Source organism: Serratia sp. JKS000199 (assembly GCF_900215455.1).
GTDB classification, from domain to species: domain Bacteria; phylum Pseudomonadota; class Gammaproteobacteria; order Enterobacterales; family Enterobacteriaceae; genus Serratia; species Serratia ureilytica.
Genome location: NZ_LT907843.1, coordinates 3,119,569 through 3,141,398, shown reverse-complemented (window position 1 = coordinate 3,141,398; position 21,830 = coordinate 3,119,569). Strand labels below are relative to the sequence as shown.

Sequence of the window (21,830 nt, the reverse complement as noted above, 5' to 3'; positions counted from 1 at the left end):
ATTAAGTAATGAGGCTTCAACAATGATACCTGTCGTCGCGCTGGTCGGGCGCCCGAATGTGGGTAAATCCACCTTGTTCAACCGTTTAACCCATACGCGCGATGCGCTGGTGGCGGATTTCCCGGGGCTGACGCGTGACCGCAAGTATGGTCGTGCTGAAATCGAAGGCAATGAATTTATCATCGTCGATACCGGCGGCATCGACGGCACCGAAGACGGCGTCGAAACGCGCATGGCCGGTCAGTCGCTGCTGGCGATCGAAGAAGCGGACATCGTGCTGTTCATGGTCGACGCCCGCGCCGGCCTGATGCCGGCGGATCAGGGCATCGCCCAGCACCTGCGCAGCCGCCAGAAGGCGACATTCCTGGTGGCCAACAAGACCGACGGTCTGGATCCGGACACCGCCACCGCCGATTTCTACTCGCTCGGTCTGGGTGAAGTGTTCGCTATCGCCGCTTCTCACGGCCGCGGCGTGACCCAGCTGATTGAACACGTGCTGGTGCCGTTCGTGCCGGAAAAACCGGAAGACGTCGAGCTGACCGAGGAAGAGGCCAACGCCGCTTACTGGGCCGAGCAAAACGGCGAAACGCTGGAAGGCGAAGAAGACGAAGAGCCGGAAGAAGCGTTCAATCCGCAGGATCTGCCGATCAAACTGGCGATCGTCGGCCGCCCGAACGTAGGTAAGTCTACGCTCACTAACCGTATCCTCGGCGAGGAGCGCGTGGTGGTGTACGACATGCCGGGCACTACCCGCGACAGCATCTACATTCCGATGGTGCGTGACGAACGCGAATACGTGCTGATCGACACCGCCGGGGTGCGCAAACGCGGCAAGGTGACCGAAACCGTCGAGAAATTCTCGGTGATCAAGACCCTGCAGGCGATTGAAGACGCCAACGTGGTGCTGCTGGTGATCGACGCGCGTGAAGGCATCTCCGATCAGGACCTCTCGCTGCTCGGCTTTATCCTCAATAGTGGGCGCTCACTGGTGATTGCGGTCAACAAGTGGGACGGCATGAGCGAAGAAGATCGCGAGCACGTGAAAGAGATGCTCGATCTGCGTCTGGGCTTCGTCGACTTCGCGCGCGTGCACTTTATTTCCGCCCTGCACGGCAGCGGCGTCGGCAACCTGTTCGAATCGGTACAGGAAGCCTACGAGTGCGCAACCCGTCGCGTAAACACCTCGATGCTGACCAAAATCATGCAGATGGCGGTTGACGATCACCAGCCGCCGTTGGTGCGCGGCCGCCGCGTGAAGCTGAAATACGCCCACGCCGGCGGTTACAACCCGCCGATCGTGGTGATCCACGGCAACCAGGTCAGCGATCTGGCCGATTCGTACAAGCGCTACCTGATGAACTACTTCCGTCGCTCGCTGAACGTGATGGGGACGCCGATCCGCATCCAGTTCAAAGAGGGCGACAACCCGTTCGCCGGCAAACGCAACCTGCTGACGCCGACCCAGATGCGTAAGCGCAAACGCCTGATGAGCCACCTGAAAAAGAGCAAGTAATCGCTCATGAGGGGCGCGGCAGTGATGCCGCGCCCCTTTTTTATTGGCCCGAAATCGTTTTATTATCTGAAGATTACCTTGCCTGTCTGAAGGAACACCATGTCCTGGGAAACCTGGAGTTTTGCGTTCGACGTCACCGTGCCGAATCTGCTGATGATGCTGCTGGGGATCCTGTTGCGCCATTGGCGCCTGATGGATGACCGCTTCGTCGATGGCGCGACCCGCCTGGTGTTCAATCTGGCGCTGCCGTGCCTGCTGTTTTTCAGCATTGCCACCAACCATCCGCAGCTGCTCGGCAATCTGCCGCTGGTGCTGTTCGGCGCGGTCGGCACGCTGGCGACCTTCCTGCTGCTGGAGCTGGCGGCCAGGTGGGTGGTGAAAGAACCGCGTGAGCGCGGGGTGTTCGTGCAGGGCGGGTTTCGCGCCAACACCGCCATCGTCGGTCTGGCCTACGCCATGACCGCCTACGGCAGCGAAGGCATTGCGCTCGCCTCGCTGTACCTGACGGTGACCGTGATCCTGTTCAACATACTGTCGGTCATCACCCTCACGCGCAGCCTGCAGGGCGGGCAGGGCAAGAAAATCAGCCACCTGTCGCTGCTGCGCAGCATTGTCACCAATCCGCTGATCATCGGCCTGGTGTGCGGGCTGCTGTATGCGCAAACCGGGCTGGGCATCCCGACCGTGATCCGCCAGACCGGCAGCTATATCTCCGCGCTGTCGCTGCCGTTGGCGCTGCTGTGCACCGGCGCCAGCCTGGATTTTCGCGCCATGTTCCGCTCGTCCAACGTGGCGGCGCTGTCGTCGGCGGCCAAGCTGTTTCTGGTGCCGTTCCTGATGACGCTGGCCGGCTGGCTGTGCGGGTTTCAGGGGGCGGCGCTGGGCATTATCTTCCTGTTTTCCGCCACGCCGACCGCTTCGGGCAGCTATGTGATGACGCGCGCTATGGGCGGCAACGCCACGCTGGCGGCCAACATTATCGCTATCACCACCGTCGGGTCGTTCTTCACCACCGCGTTGGGGATCTATTTCTTGCGCTCATGGGGCGCGATTTAACCTGGGAGCTGTTATGGATGCGCATTGTCCGCACTGTCGTCAGACCATGAATTGGGTAGCGGGTCACTACCATTGTGCCGCCTGTCAGCGCGATTATCGGCAGCTGGCGAGCTGCCCGGAGTGCGGGCAGCCGCTGCAAGAGTTGAAGGCCTGCGGGGCGGTGGATTACCTGTGCCAGAACGGGCACGGGCTGATCTCCAAAAAACGGGTGAATTTCAGCTATCAGCCGCTGTAAGCCCTCACTCATCCACCTGGCCGGTTTTCCACAAATCCACCAGCGCCTGCGGCGCGCTGCTTTCCGGGATTAACAGCACGATCTCGGTGCTCAGGGTGGGGCTGGTGTAGTTGATCTGTACGCGGTAGTAGCGCTGGTCGCCGCAGCCGGGGGAGTTGGGTTGGCCCTCTTCCTGGGCGTACGGCAGCGTCTGATTCAGCAACTGATTCAGGCGCTGCCGTTGCTCCGGCGTGATATCGGCCAGCGCAATGCGGCGCTGGCCCGCCAGTTTGGGAATGTAGGCGAAGCCTCCCTCGCGCGCCAGCTCAATGACCGTATCCTGATTGAGCGTCGGCAGCGGTTTCATTACTCCACCCCCACCTGATGCCAGGCCTGTTGCACCTTGTCCGCCACGCTTTGATCGAAACGCGCCTGCGCGTGTTTCACCGTGGCGCGGGCGAAGGTGGCGAAGTCGGCGTTTTGCGGCAGCGCTTTGTCGCACACCGTGTCATACCAGACGTAGCCGGCTTTTTCCCAGGCGAAGCCGCCCAGCGCGGTTGCCGCCAGGTAGAACGCGCGGTTGGGAATGCCGGAGTTGAGGTGCACGCCGCCGTTGTCTTCCTTGGTCTGGATGTAATCCTTCATGCTGGCGGGCTGCGGGTCTTTGCCCAGCAGCGGGTCGTCGTAGGCGGTGCCGGGCGCTGACATCGAGCGCAGCCCTTTGCCTTTGATGCCCTTGGCGAGCAGACCGGCGCCGATCAGCCAGTCGGCTTTATCGGCGGTTTGCTGCAGGTGGAATTGCTTGACCAACGAACCGAACACGTCAGACAGCGATTCGTTGAGCGCGCCGGACTGCTGGTAGTAGATCAGCCCGGCTTCGCTCTCGGTCACGCCGTGCGTCAGCTCATGGCCGACCACGTCGATGGCGATGGTGAAACGGTTGAAGATCTCGCCGTCGCCGTCTCCGAACACCATCTGCTGGCCGTTCCAGAAAGCGTTCTGGTACTCCTTGCCGTAGTGCACGCTGCCGACCAGCGGCAGCCCTTTATTATCCAGCGAATTGCGCCGGTAGGCCTGCCAGAAGAAATCGTAGGTGACGCCGAGATAGTCGTAGGCCTCGTCCACCGCCACGTCGTGGTTGCTGGGCTGCCCCTCCTTGCGCACCTGTTTGCCGGGCAGTTGGGTGCCGTTCTGGGCGTCGTAGATATCGCGGAGCGCTTCGCCGGCTCGGGCGTTTTTCTCGGTCGGTGAACGCAGCGGCTTGTTGCCGAGCAGGCTTTGCACGTGGTTCAGGGTGTGCAGCGCGCAGTCGCGCTGCGGGGCGTTACCGTGTTCAATAATGCGGCGCAGCATGTAGGGAGGAATGACGGAACGCATGCGCTGGGCTTGCATAGTGGCTCTCCTTAGGCAAAAAATTTACCTCATCGAATGAATGCACTGAGCCTAAGTGTAGTCTACTCGTCATAAAGCCTGTGGTTATGCGTGCTCACCGCCGGGGTGGTCTTGTGGGGACTTATGCGCCGCACCGAGGCGCGTACCGCCAACCGGCCATGTAGCAGCAGGTTGCACGGCGGCGCGTCGGCGCGCAGCATGCGCCGCTGCAGCAGCTGGATCGCCTCGTAGCCCAGCTCATCGCGCGGCACCTGTACCGAGGTCAGCGGCACGTCGTGTATTTCCGCCAGGTTGAAGCCATCGGTGCTCATCACCGATACGTCGCCCGGTACGCTCAGCCCCCGCTTGTTGAGCGCCTTGACCGCCCCGACCGCCATGTAGTCGCCGCCGGCCAGGATCGCCGTCGGCAGCGGGGCGCGGTTCAGGTAGGTGCTCAGCGCCTGTTCGGCCTCTTCGCTGCCGAAGCCGGAAGTGGTCACCAGATGGCGGCCGTCGTCGAACGGCAGATGATGCCGCGCGTAGGCCTGCCGGATGCCCGCCAGCCGCAGCTCCATGGTGTGGCGGCGCAGACACTGCAGGTTGAGAATATGGCTGTGCCCCTGCTGGAACAGATAGCTGGCGGAATAGTCGCCGATCAGCTGATGATCCGGCGAGACGCTGTCCAGCCGCATCTGCCGATCGGTGCAGTTGATCAGCACGCAGGGCTTGGGCAGATCGGCCGCCAGGGTATGGATATGCTCGTCGTCGATGCCGATGATCAGCGCCGCTTCGGTGTGCGGATCGCTCATTTTTTCCAGAAACAGCGCGCCGTCGCTGTGCTGCTCTTCCAGGCCGCAGTAACGGATGCGCACCTCGTGCTGCATCAGTGCGGCGGCGATGCCCTGAATGACCTTGTAGTAGAAGATATCGGTGCGCACGTCGAACGCGCGCTGCGGCGCGAACACCATCACATTGTTCAACATCAATCGGCCGCTGGAAATGCCCTGTAGAATGCCGTTTTGCTGCGCGCATTCCAGCACCTTGCGGCGCGCTTCGGCGCTGGTGTTGGCCTTGCCCGCCAGCACGCGGGAAACGGTGCTGATCGACAGCCCGGTTTGGCGGGCGATCTCCTGGATTTTCAGCTTTCCGTTCATTTTGTGATCTCCTTCAAATTCGTCCATGAGAATATTTTCACTGCGGCTTTTCAGCACTTTGACTGGATCCTGCGGCCATTATGACTATTTTTTCACCCGCCTGTGAAAATCTTTGCAAAAAACCCCGTTTCGCTGTGCGTGATCGCTGAGTAGTCTGCATTGGTACACCAATTTTAACGACTTGTCAGTCCAATTTTAACGGTGTGCAAAGAAGAAAACACAAAATAAATCATGGGGTTGTGATGAACTGCCGGTCTGTTATGCGGGCGTTGGCCTGTGTTCACCGTCCCCTTTTGATAGCGCAATGTACCCTACCAATGCGCGCGTCGTTGTCACGGGCGGCCGCGGGGAGAGAACCGATGAGTGTGGAGATCAATCAGACGGTCGCGCAGAGCGGCCGGCGCAAGTTCAAATCGCTACGCTGGTGGATGCTGGCGCTGTTCTTGTTGGGCGTCACGGTCAACTACATTACCCGCAACTCGCTGGGCATTCTGGCGCCGGAACTGAAAACCAGCCTGAACATGAGCACCGAGCAATATGCCTGGGTGGTGGCGTCGTTCCAGTTGGCCTATACGGTATTTCAGCCGATCTGCGGCTGGCTGATCGACGTCATCGGCCTGAAGATGGGCTTTCTGATCTGCGCGGGCATTTGGGCGGTGGTGTGCATGCTGCACGCCGGCGCCGGCAGCTGGCTGCAACTGGCCATTTTGCGCTTCTTCATGGGGGGCGCGGAGGCGGCGGCCACCCCGGCCAACGCCAAGGCGATCTCCGACTGGTTCCCGAAGAAGGAGCGTCCGATCGCCGCCGGCTGGGCGGGCGTCGGTTTCTCCATCGGCGCCATGCTGGCGCCGCCGATCATCGTCATCGCCCACGTCTCCTTCGGCTGGCAGGGCGCGTTCCTGTTCTCCGGCGGGCTGGCACTGATCTGGGTAGTGCTGTGGTGGCTGTTCTACCACTCGCCCCAGCAGCACCCGAACCTCAGCCAACAAGAGCTGGATCTGATCCGTGAAGACAACGAGCCGGTGCTGCCGAAGCTGCCGTTCTTCACTTCGCTGGCCAGCCTGTGCAAGAACAAGAAATTCTATGGCATCGCCATCCCGGCCTTTCTCGCCGAGCCGGCCTGGGCGGTCTTCAGTTTCTGGGTGCCGCTGTACCTGGCCACCGAACGCGGCATGGATCTGAAGCAGATCGCGATGTTCGCCTGGCTGCCGTTCCTGGCGGCGGATATCGGCAGCGTCGCCAGCGGCTATCTCACCACCCTATACCGCAAATGGTTCGGCTGCAGCCGCGTCAACTCGGTGGTCGCCAGCTCGGTGACCGGCGCTTTCCTGATGGTGTCGCTGGCGTTCGTGGCGATCACCCAAGATCCCTATGTGGCGATCGCGTTGATCTCGATCGGCGGATTCGGCCATCAGGTGATCTCCTGCATGCTCAGCGCCCTGGTGGTGGAATCGTTCGATAAAAACCAAATGGCGACGGTCAACGGCATGCGCGGCTCCAGCGCCTGGATCGCCAGCTTCCTGTTCACGCTCCTGATCGGCGCGGTATCCGACACCCTCGGCTTCAACCCGCTGTTTATCGCGATGGGCTTCTTCGATTTGATCGGCGCCCTGTTCCTGATCGCCCTGATCGCCGAGCGCGGCGGTAAGAAAACCCCTTCACACAGCTAAGTGGAATATGTATGAAAACGTTGAAAAATTGGACGCTGGCGGCGCAGCATGCCGACCACGTCGAGCTGCTGGTCGATGAACGCCACCGTTTCTGCCTGTACGTGCTGGAAGACGGTCTGTTCCGCGTGTTGATCAAACGTGAGGGCGAGCTGGCGCTGGATCGCACCTGGAGCATTGCGCCGCAGGAGGATGTGCCCTGGGAGGGGCGAGATCGGCTCAGCGTCGCTGGTTTCAACCTGCCGGGCTATCAGCTGCGCCGGGAGGGCGATCGGCTGGTGGTCAGCACGCCGCTGCTGCGTGTGACGGTGCATCAGCCGCTGTGGCTGGCGTGGGAGTATTGCAATGCCGCCGGCGAGTGGCGGCCGCTGGCGGCGGATCGGCCGACCAGCGCCTACCTGCTCAACGCGCATGGCGACGGCGTGGCGCATTACCAGCGGCGTTTCGCCGATGAGCGCTATTACGGCCTGGGGGAGAAGGCCGGCGATCTGGAACGCACCGGCCGCCGCTTCGAGATGCGCAATCTGGACGCGATGGGCTACAACGCCGCCAGCACCGATCCGCTGTACAAGCACATTCCGTTCACCATCACCCGCGGGCCGGAGGCGAGCTTCGGCCTGTTCTACGACAACCTGAGCAGCTGCTGGCTGGATCTGGGCAACGAGATCGACAACTACCATACGGCCTACCGCCGCTATCAGGCCGAAGCGGGCGATCTGGATTACTACCTGTTCCTCGGGCCGAAGGTTTTGGATGTCACCAAGGCGTTCGTGCGCCTGACCGGCCGCACCCACTTCGGGCCGAAGTGGAGCCTGGGCTACAGCGGTTCGACCATGCACTACACCGACGCGCCGGACGCCCAGCAGCAGCTGCAACAGTTCATTGCGCTGTGCCGCCAACATGCCATCCCCTGCGACTCTTTCCAGCTGTCGTCGGGCTACACCTCGATCAACAACAAACGCTACGTGTTTAACTGGAACTATGACAAGGTGCCGCAGCCCAGGCTGCTCAGCCAGGCGTTTCACGACGCCGGCCTCAAGCTGGCGGCCAACATCAAGCCGTGCCTGCTGCAGGATCATCCGCAGTATCAAGAGGTGGCGGCGCAGGGGCTGTTTATCCGCGATTCGCAAAGCGACGCGCCGGAACGCTCCAGCTTCTGGGACGACGAAGGATCGCACCTCGACTTCACCAATCCGGCGACGGTGCGATGGTGGCAGCAGGGCGTCACACAGCAGCTGCTGGAGATGGGCATCGATTCGACCTGGAACGACAACAACGAGTACGAAGTGTGGGACGGCGAAGCGCGCTGCCACGGCTTTGGACGGCCGATCGCCATCAAACATCTCCGCCCGGTGATGCCGCTGCTGATGATGCGCGCCTCGATGGAGGCCCAGTTGCGCTTTGCGCCGCAGCGGCGGCCGTACCTGATCTCGCGCTCCGGCTGCGCCGGCATGCAGCGCTACGTGCAGACCTGGAGCGGCGATAATCGCACCAGCTGGCAGACGCTGCGCTACAACATTCGCATGGGGTTGGGCATGAGCCTGTCCGGGTTGTATAACCTCGGCCACGACGTCGGTGGCTTCTCCGGTGACAAACCGGACGCGGAGCTGCTGGTGCGCTGGGTACAAAACGGCGTGATGCACCCGCGTTTCACCATCCACTCCTGGAATGACGACGCCACGGTCAACGAACCCTGGATGTACCCGGCCGCCACCCCGGCGGTGCGCGAGGCGATCAACCTGCGTTACCGGCTGCTGCCGTATTTCTACACGCTGCTGTGGCAGGCCTGCGCCGACGACGAGCCGATGCTGCGCCCGACTTTTCTCGATCACGAACAGGATGCGCGCACCTTTGGCGAAAACGACGATTTTCTGATTGGCCGCGATCTGCTGGTGGCCAGCGTGGTGGAGCCGGGGCAACGTCGCCGTTCGGTGTATCTGCCGGATAACGGCGAAGGCTGGTACTGCTTCTACAGCGGCCAGTGGTTCGGCGGCGGCCAGACGGTGACGCTGGCGGCGCCGTTGGTGCGTCTGCCGCTGCTGGTGCGCGCCGGGGCGGCGCTGCCGCTGTCGCAGCGGTTGGCGCATGTGGACGTGGCCGCCGACGATCGGCGCGAGCTGCGGCTGTTTCCGCTCAAGGGCGGCGGGGCGAGCGGCGGGCTGCTGTTTGAGGACGACGGCGAAAGCGACGGCTGGCGGCAGGGCGAGGCGCTGTGGCTGCGCTGGGAAATGCGCTGTGACCATCAGCGCATCATGCTGGATATCACGACGGAAGGGCATTTCCGCCCGGCCTGGCGCACGCTGACGCTCAGCCTGCCGGAAGGCGAAACGCGCGCGCTGTGGGTGAACGGTGAACCCGGCGAGCGTTTTACGCTGGAGTAGGGCTTACTCGGCCGCGCGCTTCTTGCGCGGCTTTTTGGCGACGGTGATGGTTTTCACCTCGCTTTCCACCCAGCCATCCTGCAGGCGGGTTTTCAGCAGCTCGCCGACCTGCGCCTGCTTGGTGGTTTTCAGCAGCTCGCCGCGCGGAGTTTGCGTCACGCTGTAGCCGCGCGCCAGCGTCGCCAGCGGGCTGACGGTCTCCAGCTGGCTGCACGCCACGCCGAAACGCTGGCGGTAGGCGTTGAGCTGGCGCTCCATCGCCTGCTGCAGGCGGTATTCCTGCTGCTGTACGCGCTGTTGGTAGCGGTGAATGCGGCCCTGCGGCTGCACCTGCGCCAGCCGCTGCTGGGCGCGTTCGCTGCGGCGGGCGGCCAGGCGCAGCTGCTGCTGCATGCCGTCTTCCATTCGGCGCTGCAGCTTGAACAGCAGCGTCTGCTGGCGCGCCAGGCGCAGATGCGGATGCTGCTGCTGTAAACGGTGATGAATTCGGGTGAACTGCTGCTGACGCTGCGCCAGGTAGTAATCCATCGCCATCTCCAGCCGCTGCTGCTGCGACTGCAGCTGGCGCAACAGCTCGAGCTGATTGCGGCTCACCAGTTCGGCGGCGGCGGAAGGGGTCGGCGCCCGCAGGTCGGCGACGAAGTCGGCGATGGTGACGTCGGTTTCATGGCCGACGGCGCTGACGATCGGAATGCGGCTGGCGAAGATCGCCCGCGCCACGCGTTCGTCGTTGAAGCTCCACAGATCCTCCAGCGAACCGCCGCCGCGGCCGACGATCAGCACGTCGCATTCATCGCGGCGGTTGGCGGTCTCGATGGCGCGCACGATCTGCATCGGCGCTTCCGCGCCCTGCACCGAGGTGGGGTAGATGACGATCGGCAGCGACGGATCGCGCCGCTGCAATACCTGCAGGATATCGTGCAGCGCCGCGCCGCTGGCGGAGGTGATCACCCCGACGCGTTTGGCCGGGGCGGGCAGCGGCTGCTTGAACTGCTGATCGAACAGCCCTTCGGCGCTCAGGCGCTGTTTCAACTGCTCGAACTGTTGCTGCAGCAGGCCGTCGCCGGCGGGCTGCATGCTCTCGGCGATCAGCTGGTAGTCGCCGCGCGGTTCATACAGCGTGATGCTGGCGCGCACCAAGACCTGCTGGCCGTTTTGCGGCCGGAAGGTGACGCGGCGATTGCTGTTGCGGAACATCGCGCAGCGCACCTGGGCGCGGTCGTCTTTCAGCGTGAAATACCAGTGGCCGGAGGCGGGCTGGGAGAGGTTGGAGATCTCGGCGGAGAGCCAAATCTGCCCCATTTCCATTTCCAGCAGTTGGCGAACCGTCTGATTCAGGCGGCTTACGGTAAAAATGGAAGGCGAAACAGGTAGCGACATGTGACCCAGATCAAATTTCAAAACAATCACTTAATTGGTCGATACTACATGGCTGAAAAAGGTAATCAAGACTTTTTGTAAGAAAGTGCTGGAGGCAACCGATTCCGCTCTGTATAATGCCGCGGCAATATTTTATCTTTTTCACAGCCCACCCTGGTGAGATATTGCCCATGCTACGTATCGCTAAAGAAGCTCTGACGTTTGACGACGTCCTCCTGGTTCCAGCCCACTCCACGGTTCTGCCTAACACCGCAGAGCTCGGCACTCAACTGACCAAAACCATCCGCCTGAACATCCCTATGCTGTCCGCAGCCATGGATACCGTTACCGAATCCGGCCTGGCCATCGCGCTGGCGCAGGAAGGCGGCCTGGGCTTCATCCACAAAAACATGTCCATCGAGCGCCAGGCTGAAGAAGTCAGCCGCGTGAAAAAACATGAAAGCGGCGTAGTCACCGACCCGCAGACCGTTACCCCGGCCACCACGCTGCAGGAAGTGAAAGAGCTGACCGCGCGCAACGGCTTCGCCGGTTATCCGGTCGTCACCGAAGACAACGAGCTGGTCGGCATCATTACCGGCCGCGACGTGCGCTTCGTGACCGATCTGACTCAGCCGGTGACTGCGGTGATGACGCCGAAAGATCGCCTGGTCACCGTGAAAGAAGGTGAAGCGCGCGACGTGGTGCTGCAGAAGATGCACGAAAAGCGCGTAGAAAAAGCGCTGGTGGTGGACGACAGCTTCCACCTGCTGGGCATGATCACCGTTAAAGACTTCCAGAAAGCGGAACGTAAGCCGAACGCCTGTAAAGACGAGCACGGCCGTCTGCGCGTGGGCGCGGCGGTCGGCGCCGGCGCCGGCAACGAAGAGCGCGTTGATGCGCTGGTGGCGGCAGGCGTTGACGTTCTGCTGATCGACTCCTCGCACGGCCACTCCGAAGGCGTGTTGCAGCGCATCCGCGAAACCCGCGCCAAATACCCGGATCTGCAGATCGTCGGCGGCAACGTCGCGACCGCGGCGGGCGCCAAAGCGCTGGCTGAAGCCGGCGTGAGCGCGGTGAAAGTGGGTATCGGCCCTGGCTCCATCTGTACCACCCGCATCGTGACCGGCGTAGGCGTACCGCAGATCACCGCCATCGCCGACGCGGTGGAAGCGCTGGAAGGCACCGGTATTCCGGTTATCGCCGACGGCGGCATCCGCTTCTCCGGCGATATCGCCAAAGCGATCGCCGCGGGCGCCTCTTGCGTGATGGTCGGCTCCATGCTGGCGGGCACCGAAGAATCTCCGGGCGAAATCGAGCTGTATCAGGGGCGCTCGTTCAAATCTTACCGCGGCATGGGCTCGCTGGGCGCGATGTCCAAAGGCTCTTCCGACCGTTACTTCCAGACCGATAACGCCGCCGACAAACTGGTGCCGGAAGGTATCGAAGGCCGCGTGGCCTATAAAGGCATGCTGAAAGCCATCGTGCACCAGCAGATGGGCGGCCTGCGCTCCTGCATGGGCCTGACCGGCTGCGCCACCATCGACGATCTGCGCACCAAGGCGGAGTTCGTGCGCATCAGCGGCGCCGGCATTCAGGAAAGCCACGTGCACGACGTGACCATCACCAAAGAGTCGCCGAACTACCGCATGGGCTGATGCCTTAACCTCTCCTGAGTGAGAGGCCGGGGTGGGGCGCTAAGCCCCATCCCGAAAACATACATTTTCGCTCTTTTTCTCTTGTTGCTGGAATTCGCCTCACATGACACAAAATATCCATAAGCATCGCATCCTCATACTGGACTTCGGTTCGCAATACACCCAACTGGTCGCCCGCCGCGTGCGCGAAATCGGCGTTTACTGCGAACTGTGGGCCTGGGACGTTAGCGAAGAGCAGATCCGCGAATTCAACCCAAGCGGCATCATCCTGTCCGGCGGCCCGGAAAGCACCACCGAAGCCGGCAGCCCGCGCGCCCCTGACTACGTGTTCAACGCCGGCGTGCCGGTGCTGGGCGTGTGCTACGGCATGCAGACCATGGCGATGCAGCTGGGTGGCCATGTGCAGGGTTCCAACGAACGCGAGTTCGGCTACGCGCAGGTGGAAATCGTCAACGAGAGCGCGCTGCTGCGCGACATCGAAGACGCCATCAGCCCGGCCGGCAAACCGCTGCTGGACGTGTGGATGAGCCACGGCGACAAAGTGACCGCGATCCCGTCCGACTTCGTGACCGTCGCCAGCACCGATACCTGCCCGTTCGCCATTATGGCCAACGAAGAAAAACGCTTCTACGGCGTGCAGTTCCACCCGGAAGTGACCCACACCCGTCAGGGCCAGCGCATGCTGGAGCGCTTCGTACTGGACATCTGCCAGTGTGAGGCCCTGTGGACGCCGGCGACCATCATCGAAGATGCGGTTGAGCGCATCCGCGAGCAGGTGGGTGAAGACCACGTGATCCTCGGCCTGTCCGGCGGCGTTGACTCCTCCGTGACCGCGATGCTGCTGCACCGCGCCATCGGCAAGCGTCTGACCTGCGTGTTCGTCGACAACGGCCTGCTGCGCTTGAACGAAGCCAAGCAGGTGATGGAAATGTTCGGCGACCACTTCGGCCTGAACATCGTGCACGTCGAGGCGGAAAACCGCTTCCTGACCGCGCTGGCGGGCGTCGACGAGCCGGAAGCCAAGCGTAAAATCATCGGCCGCGTGTTCGTTGAAGTGTTCGACGAAGAAGCCTGCAAGCAAGAGCAGGTGAAATGGCTGGCGCAGGGCACCATCTACCCGGACGTAATTGAATCCGCCGCTTCCGCCACCGGCAAAGCGCACGTGATCAAGTCGCACCACAACGTGGGTGGCCTGCCGAAAGAGATGAAGCTGGGCCTGGTCGAGCCGCTGAAAGAGCTGTTCAAAGACGAAGTGCGCAAAATTGGCCTGGAACTGGGCCTGCCGTACGACATGCTGTACCGTCACCCGTTCCCGGGCCCGGGTCTGGGCGTGCGCGTGCTGGGCGAAGTGAAGAAAGAGTACTGCGATCTGCTGCGCCGCGCCGACGCCATCTTCATCGAAGAGCTGCACAAAGCCGATCTGTACAACAAAGTCAGCCAGGCGTTCACCGTGTTCCTGCCGGTGCGCTCGGTCGGCGTGATGGGCGACGGCCGCAAATACGACTGGGTGGTCTCCCTGCGTGCGGTGGAAACCATCGACTTCATGACCGCGCACTGGGCGCATCTGCCGTATGACTTCCTCGGCCGCGTGTCCAACCGCATCATCAACGAAGTGGACGGCATCTCCCGCGTGGTGTACGACATCAGCGGCAAGCCGCCGGCGACGATCGAGTGGGAGTAATCCCGCGTCCGGCGTAGGCTGGCGTCAGTGAACCGCACATGAGAACCAAACCCGCTTAACGGCGGGTTTTTTTATGCCCGATGTTTGGCGCCCTGTGCCGTAGACGGCCTCCGATCCGCAAGAGGGCTGGGTTGAGAGAGGCGCGAACGGAGAGGACAGCCCGCGCGGAGCCGCCTGCGCTTTGCTTACGGCTCATTTCCTGAGACGCGGCGTTTTCCATCTCGGCTTTGCGCCTATCCGCAGAACGGTATTCTGCAACCACGCGCACTTCGCCGGTGCGATGATGTCGTCGGATAACGGGGCTTTATTCACCGTATCCGCCGGGCCGCGGCATTAAAATGAATTGCCGTATTGAGGCGCGTCGACTCATCGGCATCGGGCGATGGCGTAGCTAATTAATTCTCTGCGAAAATTAAAGGACTCCATGAGTCTTTTTATGGGATTTTTCTGAAAGACTTGGTCTGACGAATAAATATATCAGAAGGATGCGATGAATTAGTCTATTTCTTATTTTATAAATCTTTCCTTCTGTTTTTATTGGGGAAATTAGCGGCTTCATTGTATTTAATAACCCTTCTCAAGGGCGAGCCCTACGTTTTATCGGCATTCATTGCTTGGAATTGAAATTCTAATTATATGATTTTTCTTATCTTTTAATTATTGTCGTAACATAAAGTGCGAACTGTGTAATTATCTGGCATTTGATATTTTCTAAGCTATCTACATAGGCTACTCTAAATGTAAGGGTATTAAAATGCACCGCCGAGAGGGAGGCAAACGATTTATCAACGGATGCCAGGACATGCTTTCTTTTGACTGCTTAGTTGCACAACGTCAGGATGGATATTGGTCAAGATGAAAGAGACAGGAAAAGCCTTCACCAGGGAAAAGCTTTATAAGAATTATACCAATAACGTCACAAGGAGGATGTCTACCCAAAAAGAAGTATCTCTTTGTCAATCAACTATAAAAGGTTCATTGTTTTTCACATTCTAATCCTAATTGCATGATTGCGGCAGCGCTTTGTTTTTCATTTTAATGGATAAAAGCCCAATGAGCAGGTTGTCTGAGGGTGGGTTTTGTTAGGGCATGGATGTCATTATGAGTTACCAGCATAGTATCGTGGTCGAGCTAGTTAATTTGATCGAGATGAATATACAGCATGATCTCTCGATAGAAAAGTTATCGGATTTGTCTGGTTATTCGAAATGGCACTTGCAAAGAATGTTTCAGCGTTATACGGGAATGAAAATAGCGACGTATATCAGAAATAGGCGTCTGAGCAAGTCTGCCGTCATGCTCAAACAGTCTGATTTAAAAGTATTGGAAGTGGCTACTGCTATCGGCTTTAGCTCCCAGCAGGCTTTTAGCCGCGCCTTTCAACGCTTTTTCGGTGAAAGCCCAAAGGACTTTAGAACGAGCCAGGAATGGGACTTTTCCAAACATCTCCCTCCCTTTTTAATACAAAATCCGTCAGCATATCATTTTATCGAAATGCCCAAGAACATATACCTGCTTAAGGGATATAAGTTTTTTCTCTATCATTCAATGAATGCTTCCAGCTCTGGAGGAGAGGAACGACAGAAATACGGCAGCCGCACAGGGAAAAATACCGATACGTCAATGCGCACGGTAAAGTTGGCTTCATCCGGTTGGGAAGTAACGCTCAGCAAAGGGTACTACGAGACACGCAATCTGACGTTGATAAGAGGGCAGTATTTATTGTTCGAGTTTAACGGCAGGTTGAACGAATACCTGGTTTTTTTTGACAGCATCTATGACGCCTATCTTCCTTTGCTTGGCGTGCGAATAAGAAACGGCTTTTTAATTGAGTTGCATAAAGAAAAGAATTTTCAATACGCGGAAATTAACGTCAAGGTGTTGATTTATATTGGCAAGTCTTGACGCTAATCGGGCAGTAAAACAGAGGGATTATCCCAAGGAAAAGGAGGTGCTTATCAGGGGGATCAATTAGCGCTCGGGCTGTTGCCGTTTTTATCTCTATCTATTTTAATTTTAAAAGGAAGTCAGTTATGACTGGTTCTAGTTTGAACACGTTCCCTGTGGGCTATGAGTATGTCAATTTTGTTAATTGGTCAAAAGAAATCTCCGGCAATCATATTCTGACCTGCTATCCACAAAATACGGATGAGCTCTTGGCCGTAATTAACTGGGCGCATGAGAATAAATATTGCGTGCGTCCGGTTGGCATCAAGCACAACTGGTCCCCGCTCGTTATTGCAAACGGGGAGGATAACAGCAATGTCGTGCTGATCGACCTCACCAGAAAATTCAAAAACATCTCAATCAATAAAGTGGGAGAGCATGGATACGTCACCGCGCAAACGGGGGTGACAATGCAGGCTTTGCTCACTGAATTAGAAAAAAAGAAACTCGGCTTTTACGCGACGCCGGCGCCTGGCGATCTGACCCTGGGCGGCGTGCTTGCCATCGGCGGCCATGGAACCTGCATCCCGGCAAAAGATGAGCCTCTGGCTGAGTTTGCCAGTTTTGGTTCCGTGAGCAATAGCGTGGTGTCGCTAAAAGCTGTCGTCTGGGATCAGGCGCGGTCGAAGTATGAATTAAAGGAGTTTACGCGTGATAATGCGGAGAGCTCGGCATTCCTGGTGCATGTCGGCCGGGCTTTTATCAGCGAAGTGACGCTGCAGGTGCCGCGCAACCGGCGTTTACGCTGTCAAAGTTATGTTAATGTCACCGCGGCGGATCTTTTTTCCACTGCAAGCACGACAAAAAATACCTTCAGCCATTTCTTGGATCTGTGCGGGCGCGTTGAAGTCATTTGGTTCCCGTTCACGGAAAAACCATGGCTGAAAGTGTGGAAGCAAGAAGACAGCTTCCCAAAAGTGTCAAAACCGGTTAATGGTCCATTTAACTATCCGTTCTCGGATAATTTGCCGGTTAAAATTTCCGATATCATTAAAAAAATCAATAATGGCCACCCGGAGCTGACCCCGACACTCGGCAAGGCGCAGATGGAGTTGGTCAGCATTGGTTTAGGGGCCACCGTGTCGGCGGATCTGTGGGGGTGGAGCAAGGATCTGCTGTTGTATGTGAAGCCGACAACGCTGCGCGTGACGGCCAATGGTTACGCGATAATCACGAAGCGGAGCAATATTCAAAACGTATTGCACGATTTCACGAAAAAATATGAAGAAATGGTGGCCGATTACCAGCGCAAGAATTCATTTCCGATGAATGGCCCGATTGAAATTCGCGTCACCGGATTGGACAGTGCAAAAGAGAGCGCGGTGGCCAATGCCATTGCTCCCGATCTTTCGGCTATTCGTCCCGTTGAATCCCATCCGGAATGGGATGTCGCGATCTGGTTGGATATTCTGACCATGCCCGATACGCCGGATGCCAATAAATTCTACAGTGAAATGGAAAAATGGATTTTTAGCCACTATGCGGGCGACTATGCGACGGTTCGCGTAGAGTGGAGTAAAGGCTGGGGTTATACGTCACAGGCCGCGTGGCAGGATAAAACCGTACTCGAAGAAAACATTCCGCGCAGCTTTAATGCCGGGGCAGGGAACAATGACAGTTGGAATCATGCCTGCAACGTGCTGAATAAGTACGATCCGCACAACGTGTTCTCCTCTCCATTGACCAAAGCGGTTTTCAAACAGAAGAGTTAGTGAGTGCGTAATTGAAATAACCACCTGATTGGGCAGGTGGTTAGCATCATTAACCTTTCAGAGGGAGCCGCTTGTTTTCAAGCACCCCATTCTTTCTCGTAATGATATTCGATACGGCTTGCATCCCCACCCAGCAGGGAGCCTACGGCTGCAACGCTTTTAAATGCCGCATAGCCAAGCGAGTCCGCGACATTATGAACGGCGCCCAAGCCAAAACCGATCGCGTTGAACCCTTGGCCTACGGAAGAGATCAATCGGGTATTAAGCGCATCATTGGCCAATTTTACGGTATCAATGATAACATCGCCGGCAAATCCTGATACAAAGCTTGCCGTATCGGAAATAATCCCCGCACCAGAAACGATTTCGATCTCTGCAGTATTTAGCTCTTTCATAGTAAATCCTTTCAACTTTATCCCTATACCTCAGGAACGAAACGTAAAGCGTTTCGCCGCTTAATTCTCGCAGCCTCTGTGAATGACGGCTTGATGAGAATACGCTTAGATTAAAGAGGTCGGCGTTGAAATATGCAACTCATAACGCCGTCGCTAATATTAGGGTCGCACTTTTTGTGACGTTTCAGCAGTTTTGTGTTTTTTTAAGATTATTATTACTTGTGGGTTTTGCCAACAAAGACTAAATCTAAATAAGCGCCGTGTTGGGCCAGGGATAAGATAAAAATGAACGGTGTCGCTATATATGGAGAGGTCAGAATTTGTTTAGGGAAGAGGCCTTATCGCACAGTCGTTCTAAATGGGCAGGAAAAGCATTGTTAATTGCAGGATTGCCGGCCTGGGTCATCGCGGGCATTTCACTTTCATTCGTTTCTGTGCTGATCATTTTCGTGACCTATGGCGGTTATACCCGGCGTATCAGCGTGGGCGGAGAGGTCACGACGCTGCCAAGATCGGTCAATATATTTGCTACTCAGCAGGGATTCATTGCACAACGCTTTGTCAATGTGGGCGATCAGGTAAAAAAAGGGCAGCATCTTTATCAGATAGACGTCAGCAGGGTGACGGATTCCGGCACCGTCAGCGCAAGCACGCGGCAGGCGATAGAAAATCAACTGGCGCAGGTCGATAGCATCATCGCCAAATTGGAGGCGAACAAGAAAACGACCCTGGTCAATCTGCAAGCGCAGATTGACCAATATAAACTGGCGCACAGCCAGTCCAAACAGATGGTCGAAAATTCACGCAACGGCGTTAACTTCATGCGCGAAACCATGAAAAATTACGATGAGTATCGCAGTAAGGGGCTCATTAATCGGGATCAGCTGAATAACCAGGTTTACCTCTACTATCAGCAGCAGAGTACGTTCCACAGTCTCTATAACCAAAGCATTCAAGAGTCTTTGCAGATAACTAACCTGAATAGCGATCTCGCGACAAGAGCGTCCGATTTCGATAATCAAATCTCACAATATCAATTTCAGCGCAATGATCTCCTGCGGCAGCTGGCCGAAGCGGACGCCAGCGGCTCGTTGATTGTCAATGCGCCGGCGGACGGGCGCGTTGAATCGCTCAGCGTGACGCCTGGGCAAATGGTCAATACGGGAGACAGCCTGGCGCAATTAATCCCCAGTAATCATGCCATCTATTATTTGGTTTTATGGTTGCCCAACAGCAGCGTGCCTTACGTGAGCCGAGGCGATCACATCAACGTTCGCTATGACGCCTTCCCGTATGAAAAATTTGGTCAGTTTCCCGGCGTGATCGAAAGCATCGCTTATGTTCCCGCATCGATTCAGGAAATGTCCACTTACAGCAGTTCGCCAACTCGACAATCGGCTGAACTGGTTGAGTCGTACTACAAAGTGCTGGTGGCTATCGATAACACGCAATTCGGCTATCAGGGAAAGAAGCTGAACCTTTCAAGCGGCATGAAGGCGCAAGCCACGCTTTTCCTGGAGAAAAGACCCATCTACCAATGGATGTTCGCGCCATTTTATGACATGAAAAACAGTGTGTCGGGGCCACTTCGTGAATAAAGTTTATGAGAATATCGTTGGCAAGCTGAACCTGTCGCTCAGAAGAAAAGTGCCGCAGGTCTTGCAAACGGAGGCCGCCGAATGCGGGCTGGCCAGTTTAGCGATGGTGTGCGGCTATTACGGCATGCACATCGATATGCTGTCGATGCGCCAGAAGTTTGATATCTCGGCCCGCGGCGCCACCCTGAGCTCGCTGATCGCGATCGCCGAGAATCTCAATTTGAAAACGCGGGCTTTATCCTTGAGCCTGGATGAGATTCACCAGGTGAAAAGGCCCTGCATATTGCACTGGGATATGAATCACTTTGTGGTCCTGGTCAACATTCGCGGTGGGCGGATAACCCTGCACGATCCGGCATTTGGCCGCCGGGTTATCGGCCTGCAGGAGTTTTCCCTTCATTTTACCGGAATCGCTTTAGAGGTATGGCCAAGCAGTGAATTCACGCCTGTGGTGCAGAAAAATCGCCTGCACTTTAGAAAACTGCTCAGCAATGTCACCGGTCTTAAAAGCGCGCTGGTAAAAATTTTCGCGCTGTCGCTGGTCATTGAGGCCGTCAATCTGCTGATGCCCGTCGGGACTCAGTTGGTGATGGACCACGTCATCCAGGCCGGCGACCATAATTTATTGGTCATTATTTGCGTCGGTTTACTGTTTTTTATCTTGTTCCGCACCTGCGTTTCGATGTTTCGCTCGTGGATCTCCATCGTGATGGGCGCGCTGATCGATATACAGTGGAAATCAGGGCTGTTTGATCATCTGATGAAGCTCCCGCTTGCCTATTTTGAAAAGCGCAAGCTGGGTGATATTCAATCGCGCTTTGGCTCGTTGGACGCCATTCGCACCACGTTTACCACCAGTATCGTTTCCAGCATCATTGATGGCATCATGTCGGTCGGCGTATTTATCATGATGTTCATGTACGGTGGCTGGCTGGTGTGGGTAGCCTCCGGCTTTACGGTCTTATATGTTCTGCTGCGCCTTTCGACCTATCGCTATTATCGGCAAGCGTCCGAGGAGCAATTGGTGAAGTCGGCGAAAGCCAGCTCACATTTTATGGAGACGCTGTACAGCATCGCGACGCTGAAGTCGTTGGGGTTGGCGGGAACGCGTTCGCAATTCTGGTTAAATTTAAATATCGATACGGCAAACGCCAATATTCGGGTGACGAAGCTCGATATGTTCTTTGGCGGCGTGAATGCGTTTCTTGCGGCCTGCGATCAAATCGTTATCTTGTGGTTAGGCGCGTCTTTAGTGATCGACAGTCAAATGACATTAGGCATGTTTGTCGCCTTTAATGCCTATCGGGGGCAATTCTCCGATCGCGCGTCAAATCTTATCGATATGGTCATTCGGCTGCGAATGCTGAATTTGCATAATGAAAGGCTGGCGGACATCGTGCTTTCTACGACAGAGGAAGAGAAGCCCTATCGCAAGATATGCAATCCCAACGAGGCGGTGACTTTTGAAGTGCGCGATCTGCTTTATCAATATGATAGCCTTTCGCGCCCAGTGATCCCCGGGCTCAGCCTGCAGATCGCGGCGGGAGAAAGCGTGGCGATCGTCGGGCCTTCAGGCGTCGGCAAAACCACGTTGATGAAGCTGATGTGCGGGCTGTTGGAACCGACGGAAGGGCGTTTGTTTATCAACGGCATTAACATTCATGATATCGGCATTAATAATTATCGGGAGTGCATCGCATGTGTATTGCAAGAAGATAAACTGCTTGCCGGTTCAATTGCCGAGAACATATGCAGTTTTGATGCTCATCCCGATACGGAATTTATCGTTGAATGCGCCAAGCATTGCAATATTCACGACGATATTATGAAAATGCCGATGGGATATGAAACGTTGGTGGGCGAATTGGGGGGGAGCCTTTCCGGCGGGCAAAAACAGCGGGTGCTTATCGCCCGCGCGTTATATCGAAGGCCCAGTATTCTGTTTATGGACGAAGCCACCAGTCATTTGGATCTGGACAATGAAAAAAGGGTGAACGAAGCCATATCCTCGTTGAAAATGACCCGCGTTATCATTGCTCATCGGCCATCGACGATTGCATCGGCAGATCGGGTAATTACTTTGCAGCCTGTAAATGCAATGGCGTAATTGTTTGATGAAATATAAAA

The 21,830-nt window shown here is 57.2% G+C and carries 16 protein-coding genes; 11 read left to right on the top strand and 5 right to left on the bottom strand.

What is annotated here, in order from left to right; all coding sequences use genetic code 11:
- Positions 1–22: 22 nt before the first annotated feature.
- The 3 genes from der (at position 23) to CPH57_RS14940 (ending at position 2,804) form a co-directional block, all read left to right on the top strand.
- Positions 23–1,513, top strand: coding sequence for a ribosome biogenesis GTPase Der (der, locus tag CPH57_RS14950; RefSeq protein ID WP_004941442.1), 1,491 nt, complete (start codon positions 23–25; stop codon positions 1,511–1,513).
- 99 nt (positions 1,514–1,612) lie between these two features.
- Positions 1,613–2,569, top strand: coding sequence for an AEC family transporter (locus CPH57_RS14945; RefSeq protein WP_033651565.1), 957 nt, complete (start codon positions 1,613–1,615; stop codon positions 2,567–2,569).
- 13 nt (positions 2,570–2,582) lie between these two features.
- Positions 2,583–2,804: a zinc ribbon domain-containing protein gene (locus tag CPH57_RS14940; RefSeq protein WP_004941446.1), complete on the top strand. Its 222-nt coding sequence runs from the start codon at positions 2,583–2,585 to the stop codon at positions 2,802–2,804.
- A gap of 4 nt (positions 2,805–2,808) precedes the next feature.
- Here the strand turns inward: CPH57_RS14940 and CPH57_RS14935 are convergent, their stop codons facing one another.
- The 3 genes from CPH57_RS14935 to CPH57_RS14925 all read right to left on the bottom strand — a co-directional run bounded on the left by CPH57_RS14935 (position 2,809) and on the right by CPH57_RS14925 (position 5,308).
- Entirely contained in the window at positions 2,809–3,150 is a 342-nt protein-coding gene (locus CPH57_RS14935) for a protealysin inhibitor emfourin (RefSeq protein WP_016929750.1), read from the bottom strand.
- Positions 3,150–4,175, bottom strand: coding sequence for a M4 family metallopeptidase (locus tag CPH57_RS14930; protein WP_096242492.1), 1,026 nt, complete (start codon positions 4,173–4,175; stop codon positions 3,150–3,152). The genes CPH57_RS14935 and CPH57_RS14930 overlap by 1 nt, the downstream gene beginning before the upstream one ends.
- 62 nt (positions 4,176–4,237) lie before the next feature.
- On the bottom strand, positions 4,238–5,308 hold the full coding sequence (locus CPH57_RS14925) for a LacI family DNA-binding transcriptional regulator (RefSeq protein ID WP_089197708.1): 1,071 nt from the start codon (positions 5,306–5,308) through the stop codon (positions 4,238–4,240).
- A 359-nt stretch (positions 5,309–5,667) separates the two neighbouring features.
- Here CPH57_RS14925 and CPH57_RS14920 point away from each other — a divergent pair, with 359 nt between their 5' ends.
- Complete coding sequence (locus CPH57_RS14920; protein WP_033651564.1) at positions 5,668–6,978, top strand: MFS transporter; 1,311 nt, start codon at positions 5,668–5,670, stop codon at positions 6,976–6,978.
- Between the two features lie 11 nt (positions 6,979–6,989).
- The gene (locus CPH57_RS14915; RefSeq protein ID WP_096242491.1) at positions 6,990–9,356 is read left to right on the top strand and encodes a TIM-barrel domain-containing protein; all 2,367 of its coding nucleotides are present in this window, start codon (positions 6,990–6,992) and stop codon (positions 9,354–9,356) included.
- A gap of 3 nt (positions 9,357–9,359) precedes the next feature.
- On the opposite strand, the gene xseA is transcribed toward CPH57_RS14915, so the two are convergent.
- Positions 9,360–10,736, bottom strand: a complete 1,377-nt coding sequence (xseA, locus tag CPH57_RS14910; RefSeq protein ID WP_055312720.1) for an exodeoxyribonuclease VII large subunit — start codon at positions 10,734–10,736, stop codon at positions 9,360–9,362.
- Between the two features lie 170 nt (positions 10,737–10,906).
- Here xseA and guaB point away from each other — a divergent pair, with 170 nt between their 5' ends.
- The 4 genes from guaB (at position 10,907) to CPH57_RS14885 (ending at position 17,710) form a co-directional block, all read left to right on the top strand.
- Positions 10,907–12,370: an IMP dehydrogenase gene (guaB, locus tag CPH57_RS14900; protein WP_004941460.1), complete on the top strand. Its 1,464-nt coding sequence runs from the start codon at positions 10,907–10,909 to the stop codon at positions 12,368–12,370.
- A gap of 103 nt (positions 12,371–12,473) precedes the next feature.
- On the top strand, positions 12,474–14,051 hold the full coding sequence (gene guaA, locus CPH57_RS14895; RefSeq protein WP_021504498.1) for a glutamine-hydrolyzing GMP synthase: 1,578 nt from the start codon (positions 12,474–12,476) through the stop codon (positions 14,049–14,051).
- A gap of 1,101 nt (positions 14,052–15,152) precedes the next feature.
- Positions 15,153–15,956 carry a helix-turn-helix domain-containing protein gene (locus tag CPH57_RS14890; RefSeq protein ID WP_033644341.1) on the top strand — a complete coding sequence of 268 codons (804 nt, stop codon included), beginning with the start codon at positions 15,153–15,155 and terminating at the stop codon, positions 15,954–15,956.
- Positions 15,957–16,084: 128 nt separating this feature from the next.
- Entirely contained in the window at positions 16,085–17,710 is a 1,626-nt protein-coding gene (locus CPH57_RS14885; protein WP_047574026.1) for a cholesterol oxidase substrate-binding domain-containing protein, read from the top strand.
- A gap of 77 nt (positions 17,711–17,787) precedes the next feature.
- Here the strand turns inward: CPH57_RS14885 and CPH57_RS14880 are convergent, their stop codons facing one another.
- Positions 17,788–18,105, bottom strand: a complete 318-nt coding sequence (locus CPH57_RS14880; RefSeq protein WP_079007635.1) for a hypothetical protein — start codon at positions 18,103–18,105, stop codon at positions 17,788–17,790.
- Between the two features lie 320 nt (positions 18,106–18,425).
- On the opposite strand from CPH57_RS14880, the gene CPH57_RS14875 reads away from it, so the two are divergent.
- A complete protein-coding gene (locus CPH57_RS14875; protein WP_033644082.1) occupies positions 18,426–19,703 on the top strand; it encodes an HlyD family secretion protein in 1,278 nt (425 codons plus the stop codon).
- Positions 19,696–21,810, top strand: coding sequence for a peptidase domain-containing ABC transporter (locus CPH57_RS14870; RefSeq protein WP_033644081.1), 2,115 nt, complete (start codon positions 19,696–19,698; stop codon positions 21,808–21,810). The genes CPH57_RS14875 and CPH57_RS14870 overlap by 8 nt, the downstream gene beginning before the upstream one ends.
- Positions 21,811–21,830 lie beyond the last annotated feature (20 nt).